1 pseudogene is annotated in these 490 nt (G+C 62.0%); it reads right to left on the bottom strand.

From position 1 onward, the window contains the following. Positions 1-462 (bottom strand): annotated as a pseudogene (locus J5M56_RS24670) (antimicrobial resistance protein Mig-14); the annotation flags it as partial. Positions 463-490: the final 28 nt, after the last annotated feature.

The raw sequence follows: 490 nt of genomic DNA, 5'->3' as shown, positions 1-490 counted from the left end.
GCGTTGTTCGCGACGCTGGTTGTAGCGAAATTTCTTCGAATAATCCTCAGGCAGCCGCGCCAGTGCCAGCCCTTCGGGCTGAGCGCGCAGAGTGCTGATCTGTTCGGCGTTGAGCTGCGAGACATAGGCCATGCGCTGACGCACTGGAACCACGACATCCGCGGCAATCGGCAGAATCAGTTCGGCATTGCCCATGTCCAGCAGCCCGCGCTTCCCTTCGCGTTTGAGCACTTCCTTGGACAGCGCGGCGTACCTGCCCCAGCAAGCAACAGCCGCGACGACTTCGCCATCGACGACCCAGCCCAGGTAGTGCAGCTTGATGCCGACAAACGCCGACAGCCGCTCCACCACTTCAGGATGAGTTGCAAAACTGCCACCGAAGCGCCGCCATGCCTGTGCGTAGGCTGCCTGATCAATCTCGCTCCAGCCGCGCTCCCGCCAAACGCGAAACGCCGTCAGCATAGGTCGGTCACATGGGTCGGTTGCGGCT

The organism is Pseudomonas sp. 51_B (assembly GCF_017491595.1).
GTDB classification, from domain to species: domain Bacteria; phylum Pseudomonadota; class Gammaproteobacteria; order Pseudomonadales; family Pseudomonadaceae; genus Aquipseudomonas; species Aquipseudomonas promysalinigenes.
This window is presented reverse-complemented; position numbering and strand designations above follow the sequence as displayed.